General features: G+C 31.0%; 19 protein-coding genes and 1 riboswitch. Of the genes, 15 read left to right on the forward strand and 4 right to left on the reverse strand.

Features of this window, described 5'->3' with window-relative positions; translation table 11 throughout:
- Nucleotides 1-211 precede the first annotated feature (211 nt).
- A riboswitch (Lysine riboswitch) is annotated at nt 212-391 on the forward strand.
- A gap of 121 nt (nt 392-512) precedes the next feature.
- The 3 genes from VK071_05450 (at nt 513) to VK071_05460 (ending at nt 2983) form a co-directional block, all read left to right on the forward strand.
- Nucleotides 513-1358, forward strand: a complete 846-nt coding sequence (locus tag VK071_05450) for a transporter substrate-binding domain-containing protein (GenBank protein HLR34760.1) — start codon at nt 513-515, stop codon at nt 1356-1358.
- Between the two features lie 36 nt (nt 1359-1394).
- Nucleotides 1395-2171 (forward strand): amino acid ABC transporter permease, encoded by a 777-nt coding sequence (locus tag VK071_05455; GenBank protein HLR34761.1) that lies wholly within the window; start codon nt 1395-1397, stop codon nt 2169-2171.
- A 77-nt stretch (nt 2172-2248) separates the two neighbouring features.
- The gene (locus VK071_05460) at nt 2249-2983 is read left to right on the forward strand and encodes an amino acid ABC transporter ATP-binding protein (protein HLR34762.1); all 735 of its coding nucleotides are present in this window, start codon (nt 2249-2251) and stop codon (nt 2981-2983) included.
- Nucleotides 2984-3127: 144 nt separating this feature from the next.
- On the opposite strand, the gene mnmA is transcribed toward VK071_05460, so the two are convergent.
- Complete coding sequence (mnmA, locus tag VK071_05465) at nt 3128-4240, reverse strand: tRNA 2-thiouridine(34) synthase MnmA (GenBank protein HLR34763.1); 1113 nt, start codon at nt 4238-4240, stop codon at nt 3128-3130.
- A gap of 397 nt (nt 4241-4637) precedes the next feature.
- On the reverse strand, nt 4638-5057 hold the full coding sequence (locus tag VK071_05470) for an OsmC family protein (protein HLR34764.1): 420 nt from the start codon (nt 5055-5057) through the stop codon (nt 4638-4640).
- Nucleotides 5058-5245: 188 nt separating this feature from the next.
- Here VK071_05470 and VK071_05475 point away from each other — a divergent pair, with 188 nt between their 5' ends.
- From VK071_05475 to VK071_05500, 6 genes are all read left to right on the forward strand, one after another.
- Nucleotides 5246-6712 (forward strand): DUF1538 domain-containing protein, encoded by a 1467-nt coding sequence (locus VK071_05475; protein ID HLR34765.1) that lies wholly within the window; start codon nt 5246-5248, stop codon nt 6710-6712.
- Between the two features lie 13 nt (nt 6713-6725).
- Entirely contained in the window at nt 6726-7397 is a 672-nt protein-coding gene (locus VK071_05480) for a P-II family nitrogen regulator (GenBank protein ID HLR34766.1), read from the forward strand.
- A 59-nt stretch (nt 7398-7456) separates the two neighbouring features.
- Nucleotides 7457-8572: a DUF445 family protein gene (locus VK071_05485; protein ID HLR34767.1), complete on the forward strand. Its 1116-nt coding sequence runs from the start codon at nt 7457-7459 to the stop codon at nt 8570-8572.
- A 109-nt stretch (nt 8573-8681) separates the two neighbouring features.
- Nucleotides 8682-9506, forward strand: coding sequence for a hypothetical protein (locus VK071_05490; protein ID HLR34768.1), 825 nt, complete (start codon nt 8682-8684; stop codon nt 9504-9506).
- A gap of 10 nt (nt 9507-9516) precedes the next feature.
- Complete coding sequence (locus VK071_05495; protein HLR34769.1) at nt 9517-9912, forward strand: HIRAN domain-containing protein; 396 nt, start codon at nt 9517-9519, stop codon at nt 9910-9912.
- Between the two features lie 22 nt (nt 9913-9934).
- Nucleotides 9935-10369, forward strand: coding sequence for a methylglyoxal synthase (locus VK071_05500; GenBank protein HLR34770.1), 435 nt, complete (start codon nt 9935-9937; stop codon nt 10367-10369).
- A 4-nt stretch (nt 10370-10373) separates the two neighbouring features.
- Here the strand turns inward: VK071_05500 and VK071_05505 are convergent, their stop codons facing one another.
- Entirely contained in the window at nt 10374-10748 is a 375-nt protein-coding gene (locus tag VK071_05505) for a hypothetical protein (GenBank protein ID HLR34771.1), read from the reverse strand.
- Between the two features lie 165 nt (nt 10749-10913).
- Here VK071_05505 and tpx point away from each other — a divergent pair, with 165 nt between their 5' ends.
- Both tpx and VK071_05515 read left to right on the forward strand, forming a co-directional pair.
- Nucleotides 10914-11429 carry a thiol peroxidase gene (gene tpx, locus VK071_05510; protein ID HLR34772.1) on the forward strand — a complete coding sequence of 172 codons (516 nt, stop codon included), beginning with the start codon at nt 10914-10916 and terminating at the stop codon, nt 11427-11429.
- 216 nt (nt 11430-11645) lie between these two features.
- Nucleotides 11646-11768: a hypothetical protein gene (locus VK071_05515; GenBank protein ID HLR34773.1), complete on the forward strand. Its 123-nt coding sequence runs from the start codon at nt 11646-11648 to the stop codon at nt 11766-11768.
- A 229-nt stretch (nt 11769-11997) separates the two neighbouring features.
- Here VK071_05515 and VK071_05520 read toward each other — a convergent pair whose 3' ends face one another.
- Nucleotides 11998-14424, reverse strand: a complete 2427-nt coding sequence (locus VK071_05520; GenBank protein HLR34774.1) for a hypothetical protein — start codon at nt 14422-14424, stop codon at nt 11998-12000.
- A 204-nt stretch (nt 14425-14628) separates the two neighbouring features.
- Here VK071_05520 and VK071_05525 point away from each other — a divergent pair, with 204 nt between their 5' ends.
- The 4 genes from VK071_05525 (at nt 14629) to VK071_05540 (ending at nt 18987) form a co-directional block, all read left to right on the forward strand.
- Complete coding sequence (locus tag VK071_05525) at nt 14629-15642, forward strand: LacI family DNA-binding transcriptional regulator (GenBank protein ID HLR34775.1); 1014 nt, start codon at nt 14629-14631, stop codon at nt 15640-15642.
- Between the two features lie 47 nt (nt 15643-15689).
- A complete protein-coding gene (locus VK071_05530; protein HLR34776.1) occupies nt 15690-17132 on the forward strand; it encodes an ABC transporter substrate-binding protein in 1443 nt (480 codons plus the stop codon).
- 63 nt (nt 17133-17195) lie between these two features.
- The gene (locus tag VK071_05535; protein HLR34777.1) at nt 17196-18149 is read left to right on the forward strand and encodes a sugar ABC transporter permease; all 954 of its coding nucleotides are present in this window, start codon (nt 17196-17198) and stop codon (nt 18147-18149) included.
- 91 nt (nt 18150-18240) lie between these two features.
- A complete protein-coding gene (locus VK071_05540) occupies nt 18241-18987 on the forward strand; it encodes a carbohydrate ABC transporter permease (GenBank protein ID HLR34778.1) in 747 nt (248 codons plus the stop codon).
- Nucleotides 18988-19087 lie beyond the last annotated feature (100 nt).

Here is a 19087-nt window from a genome sequence, read left to right on the forward strand (position 1 = left end):
TCATTTATGAATAATACTGAGAAACTGCTTGATATACTTAAGATGGGAGAATTCTTGCAAGTCTAGGTTAAAATTTGTAGTAATTGTTCATGTATGGTTAGAATAAGCTTATTAATTTACTATAATAAATTAATGAAATGGAAAAGCGGTTGACATAAATTATATCTTATTATACAATAGATGAAACAATTTAATAAGACCTCACTTTTACAAGTGAGGTAGAGGAGCGATATTTAACAGTTCTTAGTGGAGTTTGAGAAGCAATGATGCTAAGAAGAAGGAAATACCGCCGAAGTGAATAATATTCTCAGTATTATTTGCTGGGTCTACAGTTAATAGCTGTAGGACTGTCTCAATAAACTCCCAGTTTATTGAGTGTGCTATCTCATTTGGGAAAGAGAGGAAATTATAGGCGCTATACATATAGAAACCTGAGTTTACCTCAGGTTTCTTTTATTTTGCAATAAAATAATATATTAAATTTAATTTATTAATAAAAGGAGAGATAAAAAATGAGAAAAAGATTATCGTTGTTAGTAGCAATGCTACTTTTACTAATTATTGTAGTAGCAGGATGTGGAGCAAAAGGCGATGTGAAAAGTACAATGGAAAAAGGAACAGAAAAAGATACTTTTACGGTAGGTATGGAATGTGGATATCCACCATTTAATTGGACTCAAGTAAATGATTCTAATGGCAGTGTAAAAATTGAAGGTAGTTCAGAATATGCTGGTGGATATGATATAGAGATGGCTAAAAAAATTGCTGATGGTTTAGGGAAAGAGCTAGTAGTCGTTAAAACTGAATGGGATGGTCTTATACCAGCATTATCCTCGGGAAAAATCGATGTAATTATGGCAGGTATGTCCCCTACAGAAGAACGTAAAAAGACTATAGATTTTTCGGATAACTATTATAAATCAGATTTAGTTATGGTAGTTAAAAAAGGTGGAGAATATGAAGGAGCTAATTCAATTCAGGATTTCAAAGGAGCAAAAGTAACTGGCCAATTAAATACATTTCACTATTCAGTAATTAGTCAAATTGAAGGAGTGGTGGAAGAACCAGCTATGGATAATTTTACAGCTATGAGAGTTGCTCTTGAATCTGGAATGATTGATGGATATGTATCAGAGCGACCAGAAGGTATTAGTGCTGAATCTGCCAACGATAAATTTAAAATGGTAGAATTTAAAGATGGTTTTACAACATCCGATGATGATACGGCAATTGCTGTAGGTATTACAAAGGATAGTGAATTAACTAAGAAAATTAACGAGATTCTTTCAAATATTTCAGAAGAAGAACGTACAAACATTATGGATAATGCTATTAAGAATCAACCAGCAGCTGAGTAATACATGTTTTATATTATTTTTTAGGGGAGAGGAAAAATGAGTTATGAATGGGTAGTAAAAATTATTTCAGAAAATTGGACAATGTTTCTACAGGGGGCAGGTGTAACTCTTTATATTTCTATAATTGGTACTATATTAGGATTTATTATAGGTTTACTAGTAGGGATTATACGGACGATTCCAGCACCTAAACAGGGAATTAAAAAAGCTATTCTTAAAATTGTCAATATTGTTTTATCTATTTATATAGAAGTATTTCGTGGAACGCCTATGATTGTACAAGCTATGGTGGTCTATTATGGGTCTGCTTTAGCCTTTGGTGTAGACATGAATAGGTTGTCAGCAGCTCTTTTCATAGTATCCATTAACACAGGAGCTTATATGTCGGAAATTGTTAGAGGTGGTATTATTGCTATTGATAAAGGACAATTTGAGGCTGCTCATGCAATAGGTATGAATCATATTCAAACTATGAACAATGTTATATTACCACAAGTGATCCGTAATATTTTGCCAGCAACAGGTAACGAGTTTGTAATAAATATAAAGGATACATCAGTGCTCAATGTAATTTCCGTAACAGAACTATATTTTCAAACAAAAACAATTGCAGGAAATAACTTTAGATATTTTGAATCCTTCTTTGTTGCTTCCGTAATTTATTTTATAATGACTTTTACGGTGACAAGAATTTTGCGTTTTATTGAGAAAAAGTTAGATGGACCAGAAAATTATGTTATATATGCTAATCAAATGCAGGTAGAAAAGCCTGAAGATATAGCGTATAGAATAAACAATAGTGATGTTATTTAGTGCCAAAACATTTAAGATAAAAATATAATTGTTATTTAATAATTGGTTCTAAATATATTATATGTGGAGGGTTAGTTGTGAAGGAGATAATTAATATACAGCATTTAAGCAAATCTTTTGGGACTCGTGAAGTATTAAAGGACATTGATTTTTCTGTAAAAGAAGGAGAGGTAGTATGTATTATTGGTTCGTCTGGATCTGGGAAATCAACCCTTCTTCGTTGTATTAATCTTTTAGAAAAGTCCAGTGGTGGGGAAATTATTTACAAAGGAGAAAATATTTTAGATGAAGATCATGATATTTACTCTTATCGTACTAAATTAGGCATGGTATTTCAGCAATTTAACTTGTTTAATAATTATAATGTTTTAAATAATTGCATAGTAGGTCAAACAAAAGTCTTAAAACGTTCTAGGGAAGAAGCTGAAAAAGTAGCTATGAAATATTTAAAAGTTGTTGAAATGGATCAATATATTAATGCCAAACCAAAACAATTATCAGGAGGTCAAAAGCAACGTGTAGCTATTGCTAGAGCTCTTTCAATGGAACCAGATGTTATGTTATTTGATGAGCCGACGTCGGCTCTTGATCCAGAAATGGTAGAGGAGGTTCTTAAAGTTATGAAAGAACTTGGCCAAATTGGGCTTACTATGTTAATAGTAACTCATGAAATGGAATTTGCAAGAGATATAGCAGATCGTATAGTATTTATGGATCAAGGAGTTATTGTAGAAGAAGGAAGTCCCAAAGAAATTTTTAATAATCCAAAGCAAAAACGTACAAAAGAGTTTTTAAAACGTACCTTAAGATAATATTAATAAAATTTTATATGCTGTTATGAAGTAAAATATAGTAGCATAATATTAAGATAGAAATTATTTGTAATCTATACTAGGACTTTAAAAATACTCTTTCTTGATAAGGATTTTTAAAATCTTTATCAGAAAGAGTATTTTTTAATCATTATTTAGATATGAGTATTTTTTTTCTAAAGGCTTTATAGATTTTATTATGGAACTACCAAGACATACTTCATCTTTATATAAAACTGCAACTTGACCAGGTGTCACTGCTTTAACAGGTTTGTCATATTTTATATGAAGGTTTCCATCATCTAAAATACATACTGTTACAGGTATATCTGATTGTCTATATCTAAATTTAGCAGTGCATTTTAATGGCATATTAGGGGCTCTTTTCAATATCCATGAAGGTGATTCTCCAATTAGTGAAGTGGAATATAAAGCTGGATGGTTTTTGCCTTGTGCAACATAAAGTATATTCTTTTTTAAATTTTTCCCAGCTACAAACCAAGGTTCTCCTGTTCCCACTCCCCCTATGCCTATTCCTCTTCTTTGACCTAAAGTATAGTGAATAAGTCCAGCATGTTTACCTACTTTATTTCCATCTACATCCATTATATTTCCCTCTTTTGCAAGAAGGTATTTATCTAAAAATTTATCAAAGTTTCTCTCGCCTATAAAGCATATACCTGTTGAATCCTTCTTTTTTGCAGTATATAAATTATGCTTATTTGCCAATTCTCTAACTTGACTTTTTTCTAAATGTCCTATAGGAAATAAGGTTTTAGAAAGTGCTTTTTGACCTATTCTTGATAGAAAATAGCTTTGATCTTTGTTATTATCTTTTCCCCGTAATAGATAATAATCCCCGTTTCTTTCTTCAACTTGTGCATAATGGCCCATAGCTATATAATCAGCATCTAAAGTTAAAGCATAGTCTAAAAAAGCATTAAATTTAATTTCTTGGTTGCACATTACATCAGGGTTAGGAGTTCTTCCCTTTTTATATTCATCTAGAAAATAAGTAAAAACTCTATCCCAGTATTCTTCTTCAAAGTTTATAGTATAATATGGTATATCTAATTGATGGGCAACTCTTCTTGCATCATCAGAATCTTCAGTAGCTGTACATACACCATTTTCATCTTTTTCATCCCAATTTTTCATAAAGAGTCCGATAACTTCATAGCCTGCTTCTTTAAGTAGTAAAGCAGAAACAGATGAGTCAACTCCACCACTCATACCTAGTATTACTTTTTTATCCATAAGTTTCTCTCCTTTTCTTTGAAAATCTTATTAGATTCCCATATAGTATTATACTATAGTATTTCCTAATATGGTAATATAGAATTAGTAATAGAAGATAAAATTATTATAGATAAAAATGGGATATAAATCTGTTATCTTTAATAATTAAAGAAGAATTAAAAAAGTAGCAGAATAGATAGCAAGACCTGAGAAATTAACGGGTAAAAATTTACTATTAAATAGGGGTTTTCATGGGTCTTGGCACAGCAGATATAATGGATATAGAGATAAGAAGACTTAGGATTAACATATAAAAAATAAAAGGTGTAGGAAATGAATTTAATGAAAAGGGCGTTAAAATGAGGTTTATGGGGTAGAAATAAAACATTAAGGTAATTACCCTAATGTTTTATTTCTACTCTTCAATTACTATGTCATAGGTAACAGATGTAGCCTTCTTCAACATAGCAGAAACACCGCAATATCTTTCTTGTGATAGTGATATAGCTCTTTCTATTTTTTCTTTAGGAAGATTTTTTCCTTTAAAATTAAAAGTTAAATGAATATTTTCATAAACTTTTGGGTGTTCTTCCGTATTATCTGCCTCTACTTCAATATTTAAATCTTCTGGCTCTACTTTCATTTTATTCAATATTGACATAACATCAATACCAGTACAACCAATTAATCCTACTAATAGAAGTTGTTTAGGACGTGGTCCAAGGTCATTGCCTCCTATTTCCTCAGAAGCGTCGGTAATAAATTTATGACCATCAAGATCCATTTCAAACCCCATATTTCCTTTTAAATTGGCTTTTAATTTTGTTTTGCTCATAGACTGAACTCCTTTCTGCTAGTTCTATAATTATAGTACCCAATAAATTTAAAACTAAAAAACTCCAGAAAAAATATATACCTAATTTTTATTAAAATGTTTAGGAATATTATGAATGGGTATAAATGAACGTATGCTAAAACATATAAATACATTGGAAAGGATGTTGGTATTAATTGAGTATTCTGATGGAGAAGTTAAAAGAAGTTATATTTGCAGTACTTCCAATCACTATTATAGTATTAATACTTAACTTTACCGTTGCTCCTATAGGAGCAAATTTAGTTTGGAGATTTATAATAGGGGCAATATTTATAATATTTGGATTGGCTATATTTTTATTTGGAGCTGATATAGGTATACAACCTATAGGTTCTCTTATGGGTTCATCTATTACAAAAAGAAAAAAATTATGGATAATGATATTTTTTGGATTTATCCTTGGATTCCTTATAAGTATTGCTGAACCAGATTTACAAGTATTAGCTAGGCAAGTAAATGAAGTAACTTCAGGAGCAATAACTCAGGCAAGATTAGTAATCGTAGTTTCAATAGGAGTAGGTGTATTAGTTGCTTTAGGGTTGGTAAGAATAGTATTTAATATACCTATTAATAAACTTTTTACGGTATTATACGGAATCATATTTGTCCTTGTAATATTTGCACCTGAATCATTCTTGGGAATAGCTTTTGATTCAGGGGGAGCAACTACAGGCTCTATGACAGTTCCATTTATTCTGGCCTTAGGCTTAGGAGTTTCTTCTACTCAAGGAGGAAAAGCATCTGAAGAAGATAGCTTTGGTTTGCTTGGGTTAGCATCAGCTGGGCCTATGATGGCGGTTCTTACTATGGGTATATTTTCAGGTATAGAATCGTTAACAGGAAGTTTACCCAATTATCCTGAAAATATAAATGGTATATTATATCCTTTTGTAGAAGAGATCCCTAAGTTATTACTTGAAGTGACATTGGCTTTGCTACCATTATTAATTTTATTTTTGCTATTTCAAATGTTGTTTTTTAAATTGTCAAAAAAAGAGTTAAGAAGAATATTGAAAGGATTGGTATATACCTTTATAGGGTTTACTATGTTTCTTACAGGAGTAAATGCAGGGTTTATGGAGGCTGGTAGTGCTATAGGCCATGCTGTTGCATCTGTAGAAAATAATTGGATTGTTATACCTATAGGATTTTTCTTAGGATTTACAGTAATATTAGCTGAACCAGCAGTGTATATATTAAATGAACAAATTGAAGATGTTACTAGTGGACATATAAAAAAGAAAGTTATTTTATATACTCTATCTATAGGAGTTGCGATAGCAGTATCACTTTCTATGGTAAGAATATTGGTTCCAAAAGTTAGATTATGGCATTTTCTTGTACCAGGTTATTTAGTGGCAGTAGTTTTAACATATTTTGCACCTACTTTGTTTGTTGGGATTGCTTTTGACTCTGGTGGAGTGGCTTCCGGGCCTATGACTGCAACTTTTATACTGGCTTTTGCTCAGGGGGTAGCGGAAGCAACTGAAGGAGCAAATGTATTAATTGATGCATTTGGAGTAATTGCTATGGTAGCATTGACGCCTCTAATTGCTATACAGGTTTTAGGAGTAATATATAATTATAAGGCTACAAAAAAAGGGGTGGAGTAAGGTGGGATTAAATATGGTTGATGAAGAAAATATTTTGACTTTCGTTGTAGTAAACTCAGGTATAGGAAGTAAAGTTTTAGATGAGGCTAAAAAGATTGGGGCATCAGGAGGAACTATTTTTTTAGGCAAGGGTACAGTTAAAAATCATATTTTAGAATTTTTAGGTCTTGATAGGGTGAAAAAGGAAATAGTTTTGATAGTTTCAGAAAAACAACTTGAAAACCAAATTCATGAAACTCTAACCAAAAAGTGTCATATAGATAAGCCTAATCATGGAATAGTTTTTTCTACATCTTTAAACAAAGTTATAGGTTTAGAAATTAGTAAAGAATCTATTAATGAACCTAAAACAGGAGGTAATTATGAAATGGATGAATATGAAGCTATTTTTACTATAGTAGAAAGAGGGCTTGGGCAAGAAGTTATAGATGTTGCTAATTCAGCAGGTTCTAGGGGAGCTACTATTATAAATGCAAGAGGTTCTGGTATTCATGAGGAAGAAACCTTTTTCGCAATGCGTATTGAACCAGAAAAAGAAATAGTTATGATAATAATTGAGAAAGAAAAATCTGATAAAGTGATTAAATCTATAAAAGACGCTTTGCATATTGATGAAAAAGGTAAAGGGATAATGTTTGTTATGGATGTGAATAAAACTTCAGGTTTGTTTAAAGAGGATGATTAAGATTAACTAACTAAATATATAATATATGAAATGTACATTCAATTGAAGAGGTGGAAAGTATGAAGTTTATAATACCTATAACAGTTGGAGCAGTTATTGGATATATTACTAATTGGTTTGCTATAAAGATGTTGTTTAGACCTCATTATGAAAAGAAATTTTTAGGTATTCATGTTCCTTTTACCCCAGGTCTTATTCCAAAAGAAAAAGGTAGAATAGCAAAAAGTGTAGGAGATACAGTAGGTGCATATCTTTTGTCTCCTGAAATAATTATGAAATCTATATCTAATGATGAAAATAATGATAAGGTAAGAACATGGGTAGAACATAATATAAATAGTTTAAAAGAAAGCAATAAATCTATAAAAGATTTAGTTCCAAATCTTGATGAAGAAAAATATAATAATTTCTTAAATGCAGTATCAGAAAATGTTACCAATCTTATTTGTTCAGGAATCAAGAATAAAGGTTCTAAACATAAGGAAACAGAACTATCTGAAGAGGAAATTTATAATAAAATAAATGAGTTAGAATATGATCAAAAGACCTTAGAAGAAATAATTCCAGATAATATTGTTAGTGATATTAAAGAGTATGTTGAAAGACATGATGAAGATATAACAAATGGATTACGAAGCATATTTGAAACACCTTCTATACAAATGAAGATTAAGGGCTCCATTGCTGAAGTTGTTTCACAAAATGTAAGTAGATTAATAACTAGATTTGTAAGTACTGAATTAATTGTGGAGAAAATATTTGCAGCAATTGAAGGTTATATTTATAGTCCTAAAATTAATAAGTATATTACATTTATTATTACAACATCAATAGATAAGCTTTTAGAAAGTAAAATATCTACACAAAACCTATATAGTAACATGTCCTTAATTGTACGCAAGAATATTAAAGAAATTATAAATAAGCCTATATCTCATATTATTGGGGATATAGATGAAACTATTGTTACTAAAATTGCTGATTTTTCGAAAAAGATTTTTGAGGACTTCACAAAAAATAGATTGCCATATATTGTAGAATTATTAGATATTTCAAAAGTGGTTGAAGACGAAATAAATAGATTCGATGTAGCCTTTGCAGAAGAAATTATAATTGAAATAGCTAATAAAGAATTAAAAGCGATAACATGGCTAGGAGCACTTTTGGGGGGATAATGGGTATATTAATGCCTTTTTTAACAATGCTTTCTACCACTTAATAGGATATACTAATAGTATATCCTATATTTAATTTCAGGGTATAGTTACTGGGGAAGGTGATATTATGGCTAGTATTGAAATTCATCCTAAATTTAAAAAAATGTTAAAAAAGTTAGATAATTTAAAGGAACAACTTTCGGTTATTATAGAAGATAGAGAGTATTTAATATATCATAAAGCTGTATATTTAGAAACAGAATACATAAACAAGGTTGGAAAATTAGAATATGAATTATTTAAGTTAGAATGTAATATATCTCGTATAAGGCGAAAAATTGCCATGGTACAGGCAGCAATTAACTTACAAGAGCCCATAAATGAAATTGAAATAGATGAAGAATTAGATAAAGAATATGAAGAATATATTAAGGAGCTAGAAAAAATGTCAAAGGATATGGAATTAGCTAATTATTTAAATAATTGTGGAACTTTAACGGGGGAAGAAGTATCTGTGTTAAAAAAATTATACAGGAAATTAGTGAAAAGACTCCATCCTGATTTAAACCCTAGTATGACAAAAGAGCAGAAAGCTCTATGGGTTAAAGTAAATGATGCTTATGAGTCTACGGATATTGAAATGCTAAAAATATTATATGAATTTACTATGGAGTATGAACCTTTAGAAAGCTATGATGATATTAATATGATAGAAGAGTTAGAAGAAAAGGTAGGATTTTTTAAAAAAAAGATTATGGATATGTTATTAGAAATAGAAAAAATTCAAGAAGGATTCCCTTTTAATATGGTGGAATTTCTTAAGGATGAAGAGGAAGTACATAAAAAGCAAAAACAACTGAAGGAGTCTATTCAAGGGGGAAGAACTATATTAAAGGAATTAGAAGGATATTTATCTATGATTATGACAGACACTGGAGGAATTTTGAATTGAGGTGACATATATGGGGAAGTTAATTAAGCCTGATGAAAAAGGAATAATTGAAATTATAGGAAAAAGTAATGGCAGCAATTTAAGTAAGCCATTTTCAAGAGAAATATTTCTTATAGAAACTCATATTGCGGGGACCTCTTATGTTTCTAATATGGATACCATTGCAAAGAATTTAGATAGTGGCGTAAAGTTAAATTTTTTTAGAGAACCTGACAATAAATATGATAAACTAGCAATAGTAATCAAAGATTTGTCAGGTAATAAGGTAGGTTATGTTCCAAGGGTAAAAAACGAAATATTAGCTAGGTTAATGGATGCAGGAAAATTAATATATGGTATAGTACAAAATAAAGAAAAGATACAAAATTGGTATAGAATAGAAGTAAAAATATTTTTAAAAGACTAATTTTAAAGGGGTGATTATTATAATGAAGAAACAAAAACATATAGCTTTAATTGCTCATGATAATAGAAAAAAGGATTTAATTGAATGGGCAAAAGCACATAAAGATAAATTAAATCAACATTTTTTATGTGGAACAGGGACAACTGCCAAACTTATATCTGAGAAGGTTGGACTACCAGTTAAGAGATTTAAAAGTGGACCTTTAGGTGGAGATCAACAAATTGGTGCTCGTATTGCAGAAGGAAGTATAGATTTTATGATTTTCTTCTGGGATCCACTAACAGCTCAACCCCACGATCCTGATGTAAAGGCATTGCTTCGTATATCTGCTTTGTATGATATACCTGTTGCTAGTAACCAATCAACAGCAGATTTTTTATTATCATCACCTTTAATGGAACAAGAATATGAAAGAAGAATAATTGATTACTCTAAAAGAATAGATAGAAAAGAATAATAAATTAAGAGTTATGATCTAATTCATTTTTTAATATTTCTTTAATTTTCATCTCAATTCTATCTAGATTTAATCCAGCTTCTTCATTAATGCTTCTTTTAAGCATAGGGCCTATTTGTTCTATATCATCTAATATATCTTGTAATAACTCTAGAGCAGCGGTAGCTTCTAAAACCTCTTTTGGAGTTTTAGATATATTAGCTAATATAGAAGTTTCTGTTCTAGAGGCTGTAATAGGATTATTGATGTTTTCAATATATACTAGAGTACGGCGACCAGGACCACGATTTTCTTCTATAGGGTCTAAAGCAATAATTTTATCCGCACGAACAAACTTGCCATAGCCTAATGGAACAATGGTGTTTTTTTGAATTTTCATTTTGTTCATCCTTTACTATTTATTATGGTTATATTTTGCACTATAAAATCTAAAATATACTTTGTTGTAATAAAAATTAAAAATATAGTGTTTTCTCTATTTTATAGGGTAAGTTATTAATAATGGACAAAATTTTAATTCAGTAAATGGAAGGGGATAAATAGAATGGGTGAAAAAAGAAAAGGTCTTGTAACTATGGGAGGAGAACCAGTTACTTTAATAGGAAAGGAAATAAATGTAGGGGATAAAGGACCAGATTTTACAGCCCTTACAAATGATTTAAAGCCTTATTCTTTAAAAGATGCAGGTGATAAAGTAAAGATAATTAGTGTAGTTCCTTCTTTAGATACAGGAGTATGTGAACTTCAAACTACTAGATTTAATGAAGAAGCAGCTAATTTAGGTGATGTTGTTATACTGACTATAAGTGTTGACTTACCTTTTGCACAAAAAAGATTTTGTGGAGCTAAAGATATTGATAAAGTAATTACTTTATCTGACCACAAAGATTTGTCTTTTGGAATGAATTATGGGTTTGTAATGGAAGAACTAAGATTGCTTAGTAGAGGAATTGTAGTAATGGATGAAAACAATATAGTAAAATATGTAGAATACGTAAAAGAAGTTGGAGAACATCCAGATTATGATAAGGCTATAGAAGAGGTTAAAAAATTAGTGTAAAGGTTAATAGAATAGTAATATAATAAAAAGCTATGGCTAAATTAGTCATAGCCTTTTTTATATAGGAAAATTTCTAGTTAGACCAAGGGGATAATAAGGCTTTAGTGATGAGTTTCTAAAAATAACCCTTAAATAGTAAAATAAGTTTGTAGTTTACAAATTGTAAATTAAAAATCACAAAAAGTTAAGAAAAATTATGGAAGAGGACATTATAATGTGGCGTATAACAATTATTGTTTAGGATTAGAACAAATTATAGGTGGTATTGGACAGAAGATATTACTTTCTGCTTACAAACAAGTTTTGCAAGATGAGATGTTTGATTATAAAGTTTTATAATCGAAAGTTTTTCTTGAGATAAGCAATAGCGTTGATACTATTACTATATCAAGACCAGTAAAAATACAAAGGGATAAATTGGCTCTAGGGGTCTGTTTTTTCACTACCGATTAAAATCTTTTTATTACATTTTGGACTTATATACAAAAAGAAAATGTGGATTTGATGGATAACTTGCTGGCTTACCTTCAACTCCACATTTACCACTACTATTCTTTTTAATAAACTCCTAGACTCTGACCTTGACCTTACATATATCCTTGTTTTTTTGTAAAGGAATCAAATTACCATCTAACTTCTTGTCATCTATGGTTATTTCAACCTTTCCAAGTCCTACATTTTCAATATCTATTATATATATACAATTTCTAAAAAGCCTTTGAATACTATAGGATTTTAACTCCTTAGGGAGACAGGGATCTATTCTTAATCCGTCAAAATCTGGTTTTATACCTAAAATATATTGACTAATATTTACGAATGACCATGCAGCCGTTCCCGTAAGCCAGCTATTTTTTGCTTCTCCAAAGGAATGACTTTCACGTCCTGCTATGGTTTGACTATATACATAGGGCTCTGTTCTATGTATTTCACTAAATTCTTCAACAAAGGAGGGACAAATTTTTCTATAAATATCAAAAGCTTTATCACCTCTACCCAACTTAGTTTCGGCAATACTTATCCAAGGATTGTTATGACAAAATATAGAACCATTTTCTTTATATCCAGGGGGATAGGTTGTGATTTCACCCAATTCTATATGATATTTTGTATAACAGGGTGATAATAACTCTACACCATAGTCACTAACTAATTTTTCATGTACAGAGTCTAAAGCCTTCTTTGCATATCCATTTTCAAGTCCTATTCCAGCCATTACACACAATCCCTGTGGTTCAATATATATTTGTCCCTCTTCAGATTGATGACTTCCTACTTTATTTCCATATGCATCGTATGCACGTACAAACCAGTTTCCGTCCCAACCATGTTCATATATTGATTCTTCCATACTGTAGACATATTCTAGAATTGAATCTCCCTCTTCTTCAGACCCAAAACGATAGCATAGGTCTGCATATTCTTTACCATACTTTACAAACATTCCTGCGATAAATATGCTTTCTGCTATACCACTTTCAAAATTTGTTGTGGTTTGAAAACTTTCCCCCGCTTCTGTGGAAAAACAGTTTAGATTTAGGCAATCATTCCAATCGGCTCTACCTATAAGAGGTAATCCATGGGGACCAAGATTATTTATAGTATAGTTTATACTACGCTTCAAATGTTCAAACAATGTTTTTTCTGTACCTGGAATATTATCAAATGGGACTAATTCATCTAATATACTACTATCACCAGTTTCCTTAATATATGCTACAGTACTTGCTATTAGCCATAAAGGATCATCATTGAATCCCGAACCTATGCTATGGTTGCCTTTTTTTGTTAAGGGTTGATACTGATGATAAGTACTGCCATTTTCAAATTGGACTGATGCAATATCTATAATTCGTTCTCTTGCCTTCTCTGGTATTAAATGGACAAATCCTAGGAGATCCTGATTACCATCCCTAAATCCAATTCCCCTACCAGTTCCACTTTCAAAATAGCTGGCACTTCTACTAATATTAAATGTAACCATACATTGATACTGGTTCCAGATATTTACCATCCTGTTGACTTCTTCATTGCTACTATTTAGTTGGAAGCGTGAAAGTAATTCTTTCCAATAATCTGCAAGTCTATTTAATTCATGTTTTACGGAATCTAGGGTTTTAAATTTATCTAAAACTCTCTTAGCTCCTGCTTTGTTTATAATGTTTTTTTCTGCCCACTTATCATTTGTAGGGTTTTGGCTATATCCTAAAACAAAAATAAGGTTTTTACTTTCTCCTGGAGATAATGATAGGTCTATTTGATGAGAACCTATAGGATACCATCCATGTGCTATAGAATTCTTTGAATTTCCTTTTTCAACTACCTCTGGATCATCAAAGCCACGAATAGAGCCTAGAAATATATCCCTATCTGTATCAAAGCCAGATATTTCTGTATTTACACCATAGTAGGCATAATGATTTCTACGTTCTCTATATTCTGTTTTGTGATAGATTAGGCTATTTTCCACTTCAACTTCTGCAAGATTTAAGTTTCTTTGGAAGTTTTGGCTATCATCTACGGCATCCCACAAACACCATTCAATAAAACTATGAAGCTTAAATGTTTTTTCAATAGAAGAATTATTTGTTAGTGTTAGACTGTGGATTTCACAATTTTCCCCTAGGGGTACGAAGGTTGTTAATTTACTTTGAAGCTTATCTTTTTCACTTTCAATAATTGTATAGCCTAATCCATGGCGACAGATATATTTGTCTAAAGCTGTTTTAGTAGGTAAAAATCCAGGGTTCCAGGCTGGTTTGTTTTTCTCTTTAATATAGTAGTATCTTCCTCCCGAATCTGTAGGAACATTATTGTAACGGAATCGAGTTAAACGTTGTAATCTTGCATCACGATAAAAACAGTATCCTCCCATAGTATTTGAAATCAAACTAAAAAAATTTTCATTTCCTAGATAATTAATCCAGGGAAGAGGTGTAAAAGGTGTTGAAATAACATATTCCTTCTTAATATCATCAAAATATCCATATTTCATATAACTACCCCCTAACTATATCGTTTTCGTTATTGTCTATAATATAAACTATTTTTTAAGAAAAAGCAATAAAATTTGAATTATTATTGAGAAATTCCAATAAAATAGGGTTGACATAGATAAATTTTACACATATAATTAAATTAAGAACAGTAAACGAAAACGTATTCGAATAGTAAATATAACAACTTAGGAGAGAAAAAGATGGTAACTATAAGAGATATATCAAAAAAATGTGGATATTCAGTTTCTACAGTTAGTAAAGCATTGAATGGCTCTAGTGAAATTGGGGAAGGAACCAAGGCTTTAATCCAGAACACAGCTAAAGAAATGGGTTATTTTCCAAATGCTGCTGCTAGACTTCTTAAGACAAACCGTTCAAACAATATTGGAGTATTATTTGTAGATGAAATGCAAAGTGGACTTAGACATGAATATTTTTCAGCTGTACTAAATAGTTTAAAAGTTGAATCAGAGAAATTAGGATATGATATTACGTTTATTAGTCATAATATTGGAAATATATCTATGACTTATTATGAACATAGTAAATATAGAAATTGTGATGGCGTAGTTATAGCATGTGTCGATTTTAATGATCCAGCAGTTATTGAATTAATAAATAGTGAGATACCTGTTGTAACTATAGATCATATATTTAATAATTGTACAGCTATACTATCTGACAATTTAAAAGGTGTTAATTCTCTGGTAAATCATATATATGAATATGGCCATAGAAAAATTGGTTTTATCCATGGTGAAAATACTTCTGTTACACAAAGGCGTCTAGCAGGATTTTATAGGACATGTGATAAATTGGGAATAAAAGTGTCCGATAATTATATAAAAAAAGCCAGATATCATGATCCTAAATCTTCTGCTCAGGCAACTAAAGAGCTATTAAGTCTTAAGGAACCACCAACTTGTATCATGTACCCTGACGATTTTTCCTTTATTGGTGGGATGAATGAAATTGAAGATTTGGGGCTTTCTGTACCTGATGATATAAGTGTAGTTGGATATGATGGGATATATCTATCTCAAGTTTTGAGGCCAAGACTCACAACCTATAAACAAAATACGGAGGAATTAGGCAAGAAGGCAGCACAAAGTATAGTAAATGCAATTGTTGATAAAAAAACCTATATACCAAAGCAAATTTGGATTGAGGGAGAATTATTGGTTGGGGATTCGATTAGTACAATCGAATTTTAATATAACTCATGTACATAATGAGTAATAAAATTAAAGGAGGAGTAAATGTGAAAGGGTTAAAAAAAGTAATTGGTTTAATGTTAGTATTTATTTTAGTTTTTTCAATTACTGCCTGTGGGAACGATACCAAAGATTCCGATACACCACCTACAGACGATGAGGGTGAGGAACCTGTTGATTCTACACCAGATGTTGGTGAAGAAGGAAAGGTTTTAAACATTTGGGGTTGGAATGACGAGTTTAAAGGATTGTTTGAGAGGTATTTTGTTGACGAAGGTTTGCTTCCAGATGATGTTGAGGTTAAGTTTACCTTAGTCCCCAATGATGATAATGCATATCAAAATGCTTTGGATGAAGCATTATTGGGTCAGGCAAATGCACCTGATGATGAAAAAATAGATTTATTTTTAGTAGAGGCTGATTATGCACTAAAATATGTGGATAGTGATTACACAATAGACATCTTAAATGATGTTGGACTAAAGCAAGAAGATATTCAAGGCCAGTATAAATATACTCAAGAAATTGTAACTGATGGCGATGGGGTTATTAAAGGTAGCTCATGGCAGGCTACTCCAGGATTATTTGCTTACAGAAGATCAATTGCAAAAGATGTTTTAGGGACAGATGATCCGGAAGCTGTTCAAGAAGCATTATCTACATGGGAAAAGTTTCATGAGGTAGCAGAAGAAGCTAATAAAAAAGGATATAAGATGTTATCAGGATATGATGATTCTTATCGTACGTTTTCGAATAATATGTCAAATCCATGGGTTGATGAAAACAATAATATTGTTCTTGATGATAATATTGTTAATTGGATTAAACAAACAAAAGAATTTACTGATAAGGGCTATAATAACAAAACCCAATTATGGGAGGATCCATGGGCAGCAGATCAAGGATCAGAAGGTAAGGTTTTTGGGTTCTTCTATTCAACATGGGGTATTAACTTTACACTGTTAGGTAACGCACTTGATACACCATTGCCAGATGGATTAACTGCAACAAGCGATCCAGAAGCATTTGAAGAAGCAACAACTGGAAATGGTATATTTGGTGACTATGGTGTAGTTGAAGGGCCTCAAAATTATTATTGGGGTGGAAGCTGGCTATGTGCTGCTGCAGGTTCTGATAACTTAGATTTAGTTCAAGAAATTATGAGAACTATGACTTGTGATGAAAAAACCCTTACTAATATAACAAAGGATACACAAGATTTTACAAACAATATAAAAGCAATGGAAACCCTTGCTCAAGATGATGAGTTCGCATCAGCGTTCCTAGGTGGACAAAATCATATCAAACTATTTACTGAGTCAGCTAAAGGAATAGATATGAGCAATATTTCACCTTATGATCAAGGATTAAATGAAGGAATTCAAACTGCATTTAAAGATTATTTCAATGGAACCATAGATTATGATACGGCCCTTGACAATTTTTATAATGCAGCTATAGAGAAATATCCAGAATTAAAGAGACCTTAAAAATAAAAGTAAGGAGGGGGGATAATTTCACACTCCCCCTTTACTTATATAGAGGTGATATATATGAGGATATCTAAGAAACAAAAATCAATTAGTTATAGTAAATGGGGATATATTTTCTTATTACCTTTTTTTATTACTTATATAATATTTTCTTTGATTCCACTTTTTTCAACATTTTACAATAGCTTTTTCGAAAATTATATGAGTGGATTAAAGCAGATAGGACCAAACTTTGTAGGTCTTAAAAACTATAAGACTATACTTTTTGATTCTGATTTACCAAAATATGCTTACAATACTTTGTTAATTTGGGTAATCGGTTTTATTCCTCAAATTATAGTGTCAATGGTTTTAGCCCTATGGTTTACAAGTGCCAGACTTAAGCTAAAATTTCAAAGATTCTTTAAAACCGTAATTTATATGCCAAATTTGATTATGGCAGCAGCTTTTTCCATGTTATTTTGGGCACTGTTCTCTGATATTGGGCCAGTAAATAATTTGCTAATAGCATTAGGCTATCAACCTGTTAGTTTTTTTCAAAGCATCAATGGAACAAGGGGATTAATTGCCTTTATGAATTTTTTAATGTGGTTCGGGAACACGACTATATTGTTAATGGCTGGAGTAATGGGAATTGATGAATCTATTCTTGAAGCAGCACAAATTGATGGGGCTAATTCCTGGAAAACTTTTTTGCATGTAACTCTACCTTCTATAAAACCAATATTAGTCTATGTGTTTTTAACCTCACTAATAGGTGGGGTTCAGATGTTTGATGTGCCTCAAATACTTACAAATGGAAGTGGAGGACCAAATAGAACCTCTGCGACTATGATAATGTATTTAAATAAGCATTTATTTAGTAAAAACTATGGTCTAGCTGGTGCATTATCAGTTATTCTCTTTATAATAACAGCTATATTTAGCTTTATTATCTATAGGAATCTTATGGAAGATGAATTTAAAGAAAAACCCAATAGGAAAGGGAAAATTGCTAAAGGAGGGGTAAAATAAAATGTCATTAAGTAAACTTAATAAGTTTCTATGTTATTTAGTCTTAATCCTACTTAGTATACTGTGTTTGTTTTCATTCTATATACTGATAGTGAATTCTACTAGGGCTCACTCTGAAATTCAGAAAGGATTTTCCTTTACTTTTGGAAATTTTTTCGGAAATAATTTAAAAAATGTTTTAGGGAATAAGGAGCTTCCAGTTGTCCATGGGATTGCAAATTCTTTAATTATTTCAATAGCTACAGCCTTACTGGCTACTTATTTCTCTGTTCTAACAGCCTTTAGTATACATGCTTATGACTTTAAATTTAAAAAGGTTGCCTTTAGTTTTATTATGATGATAATGATGGTACCTCCCCAAGTTACGGCTTTAGGTTTTATAAGATGGATGGGGAAATTGGATATGGTAGATTCTTTACTTCCCTTATTTCTACCTTCTATAGCCTCACCTATTGTATTCTATTTTATGATATCTTATATGCAAAGTAATCTACCAAAGGCTATTATAGAAGCGGCAAGAATAGATGGTTCCAGTGAGTTTAGAACTTTTAACCAAATAGTACTACCAATAATGAAACCAGCTATTGCAGTACAAGCTATATTTACCTTTGTAAGTTCTTGGAATAACTATTTTATACCATCACTAATAATTAGGTCCGCCGAAAATAAAACTATGCCTATTTTGATAGCACAATTAAGAAGTGCTGATTATCTTAAATTTGATATGGGGCAAGTTTATATGTTAATATTTCTAGCTATTATACCTATTCTCATTGTATATATAATTCTTTCTAAATATATAGTGGGTGGTGTAGCAGTTGGAAGTGTAAAGGAATGATATTATGAAATATGGGTATTTTGATGAAAAAAACAGAGAATATGTAATTACAAAACCCTGTACACCTGCACCATGGGCTAATTATCTAGGTTCACCGCTA

Source organism: Tissierellales bacterium (assembly GCA_035301805.1).
Taxonomy (GTDB): Bacteria; Bacillota; Clostridia; order Tissierellales; family DATGTQ01; genus DATGTQ01.

Coding starts and splice junctions, on each gene's coding strand:
- mnmA (HLR34763.1), bottom strand. CDS start 4,240: ATGGATAAAAAAGTAATACTAGGTATGAGTGGTGGAGTTGACTCATCT.
- VK071_05495 (HLR34769.1), top strand. CDS start 9,517: ATGGGGAAGTTAATTAAGCCTGATGAAAAAGGAATAATTGAAATTATA.
- VK071_05475 (HLR34765.1), top strand. CDS start 5,246: ATGGAGAAGTTAAAAGAAGTTATATTTGCAGTACTTCCAATCACTATT.
- VK071_05505 (HLR34771.1), bottom strand. CDS start 10,748: ATGAAAATTCAAAAAAACACCATTGTTCCATTAGGCTATGGCAAGTTT.
- tpx (HLR34772.1), top strand. CDS start 10,914: ATGGGTGAAAAAAGAAAAGGTCTTGTAACTATGGGAGGAGAACCAGTT.
- VK071_05520 (HLR34774.1), bottom strand. CDS start 14,424: ATGAAATATGGATATTTTGATGATATTAAGAAGGAATATGTTATTTCA.
- VK071_05480 (HLR34766.1), top strand. CDS start 6,726: ATGGTTGATGAAGAAAATATTTTGACTTTCGTTGTAGTAAACTCAGGT.
- VK071_05535 (HLR34777.1), top strand. CDS start 17,196: ATGAGGATATCTAAGAAACAAAAATCAATTAGTTATAGTAAATGGGGA.
- VK071_05450 (HLR34760.1), top strand. CDS start 513: ATGAGAAAAAGATTATCGTTGTTAGTAGCAATGCTACTTTTACTAATT.
- VK071_05455 (HLR34761.1), top strand. CDS start 1,395: ATGAGTTATGAATGGGTAGTAAAAATTATTTCAGAAAATTGGACAATG.
- VK071_05490 (HLR34768.1), top strand. CDS start 8,682: ATGGCTAGTATTGAAATTCATCCTAAATTTAAAAAAATGTTAAAAAAG.
- VK071_05485 (HLR34767.1), top strand. CDS start 7,457: ATGAAGTTTATAATACCTATAACAGTTGGAGCAGTTATTGGATATATT.
- VK071_05525 (HLR34775.1), top strand. CDS start 14,629: ATGGTAACTATAAGAGATATATCAAAAAAATGTGGATATTCAGTTTCT.
- VK071_05500 (HLR34770.1), top strand. CDS start 9,935: ATGAAGAAACAAAAACATATAGCTTTAATTGCTCATGATAATAGAAAA.
- VK071_05470 (HLR34764.1), bottom strand. CDS start 5,057: ATGAGCAAAACAAAATTAAAAGCCAATTTAAAAGGAAATATGGGGTTT.